We start from the raw sequence: 2,841 nt of genomic DNA on the forward strand, positions 1-2,841 counted from the left end.
AAACGGTGATCACCGTTCCGGCGAACGGCACCACCGGTTCGATTACCGTAACCGCGCCAGACAACGTCTACACCGGCACTAACCCACCGGTAGAGCAGAGCCTGCAGGCGGTCAGCGGTGCTGACGCTTGGAAATTCGAAAACCTGGTTCTGGACAAGACCCCGGTCAGCACCACTGTGACCGACGAGCCGGGTACCCCAGGCAACGAAGGCGATGTAGTCAAGATCACTATCACGGCTGACCAGGTTTCGGTTGCCGAGAACGTGAAGCCGAACTTCACCGTTCACATCAACACCGCGCTGGCTCACGACCTGGTCGTGACCCTGAGCAACAATGCCACCGTCACCATCAAAGCCGGTGAAACCAGCGCGCCTTACACCCACGAAGCACAGGGCGATGACGTTTACAAAGACGCTGGCGAGATCTCGTTGGGCATCAAGTCCGCGGTCGATGTCGATGGTCGTGCCTTCGAAAACCTGCAGCTGGGTGACGCAGCGTCGGTCAAAGTGACTGACACTACTGACGACGTCATCGCCAAACTGACCGCCACTCCATCGGTTACCGAAGGCGGCGAGATCACTTACACCGTCACCCTGACCAACAAAGACGGTCTGCCGATCGATAACCACGCGCCGTTGTACTTCACCCTGAGTGACGGCAAAACGGTCATCACCGTTCCGGCCAACGGCACCACCGGTTCGATTACCGTAACGGCCCCGGACAACGTCTACACCGGCACTAACCCACCGGTCGAGCAGAGCCTGCAGGGGGTTAGCGGCGCTGACGCCTGGAAGTTTGAAAACCTGGTTCTGGACAAGACTCCAGTCAGCACCACTGTCACTGACGAGCCAGGCACGCCGGGCAACGAAGGCGACGTGGTCAAGGTGACCATCACCGCTGACCAGGTTTCGGTTGCTGAGAACGTGAAGCCGACCTTCACAGTCCACATCAACACCGCGCTGGCCCACGACCTGGTCGTGACCCTGAGCAACAACGCCACCGTCACTATCAAAGCTGGCGATACCAGCGCGCCGTACACCCACGACGCGCAAGGCGATGACGTCTATAAAGACGCCGGCGAAATCGAGCTGGGTATCAAGTCCGCCGTCGATGTTGACGGCCGTGCCTTCGAAAACCTGCAACTGGGCGATGCGGCGTCGGTCAAAGTGACTGACACCACGGATGACGTGGTGGCCAAGCTGACCGCTACGCCTTCGGTCACCGAAGGCGGTGCGATCACCTACACCATCACCCTGACCAACAAAGACGGTCTGCCGATCGACAAGCACTCGGCACTGACCTTCACCCTGAGCGACGGCACCACCGTCATCACCGTGCCGGCCAACAGCACCACCGGCTTCACCACCGTGACTGCCCCGGACAACGTCTACGTCGGTACCAACGACGCGGTGATCAAATCGATCGCCACCGTTGATGGCGCCGATGTTGGCAAGTTCGAGAACCTGGTTCTGGACAAGACGCCGGTCAGCACCGCTGTCACCGACGAGCCAGGTACGCCGGGCAACGAAGGCGACTTGGTCAAAGTCACCATTACCGCTGACCAGGTTTCCGTCGCCGAGAACGTCAAACCGACCTTCACCGTCCACATCAACACCGCGCTGGCTCACGATCTGGTCGTGACGCTGAGCAACAACGCTACCGTTACCATCAAAGCCGGTGAAACCAGCGCGCCGTACACCCACGAAGCGCAGGGCGACGACGTCTACAAAGACGCCGGTGAAATCGAGCTGGGCGTGAAGTCGGCAGCAGACATCGATGGCCGTGCCTTCGAGAACCTGCAGCTGGGCGACGCCGCTTCGGTCAAGGTCACCGATACCACGGATGACGTGGTGGCCAAACTGACCGCCACCCCTTCGGTCACCGAAGGTGGTGCGATCACCTACACCATCACCCTGACCAACAAAGATGGCTTGCCGATCGACAAGCATTCGGCGCTGACCTTCACCCTGAGCGACGGCACCACCGTCATCACCGTGCCGGCCAACAGCACCACTGGTTTCACCACCGTGGTTGCCCCGGATAACGTTTATGTCGGTACCAACGACGCGGTGATCAAGTCGATCGCCACCGTCGATGGCGCGGATGTTGGCAAGTTCGAGAACCTGGTTCTGGACAAAACGCCGGTCAGCACTGCTGTGACCGACGAGCCGGGCTCAGGTACTCCAGGCGCAGGCAACGAAGGCGATCTGGTCAAGGTCACCATCACGGCCGATCAGGTTTCGGTGGCTGAAAACGTCAAACCGACCTTCACCGTCCACATCAACACCGCCCTGGCTCACGACCTGGTCGTGACCTTGAGCAACAACGCTACCGTCACCATCAAAGCTGGCGAAACCAGCGCGCCGTACACCCACGAAGCGCAGGGTGACGACGTCTACAAAGACGCCGGTGAAATCGAGTTGGGCGTGAAGTCGGCAGCAGACATCGATGGCCGTGCCTTCGAAAACCTGCAGCTGGGCGATGCGGCCTCGGTCAAAGTGACTGACACCACCGACGACGTGGTGGCCAAGCTGACCGCTACGCCTTCGGTCACCGAAGGTGGTGCGATCACCTACACCATCACCCTGACCAACAAAGACGGTCTGCCGATCGATAAACATTCGGCGCTGACTTTCACGCTGAGCGATGGCACCACCGTCATCACCGTGCCGGCCAACAGCACCAGCGGTTTCACCACCGTGGCTGCCCCGGACAACGTCTACACCGGTACCAACGACCCAGTGATCAAATCGATCGCTTCCGTTGATGGCACGGATGTTGGCAAGTTCGAGAACCTGGTTCTGGACAAAACCCCGGTCAGCACCACTGTTACTGACGAGC

Annotated in this window: 1 protein-coding gene; it reads left to right on the top strand. The window is 59.9% G+C overall.

The features are described 5' to 3' along the window. Nucleotides 1–2,841, top strand: a 2,841-nt coding sequence (locus tag OO306_RS27890) for an immunoglobulin-like domain-containing protein (protein ID WP_323055841.1), incomplete at both ends; no start/stop codon positions are given.

It is taken from the genome of Pseudomonas sp. DCB_AW, assembly GCF_026240895.1.
Lineage (GTDB): Bacteria > Pseudomonadota > Gammaproteobacteria > Pseudomonadales > Pseudomonadaceae > Aquipseudomonas > Aquipseudomonas kermanshahensis.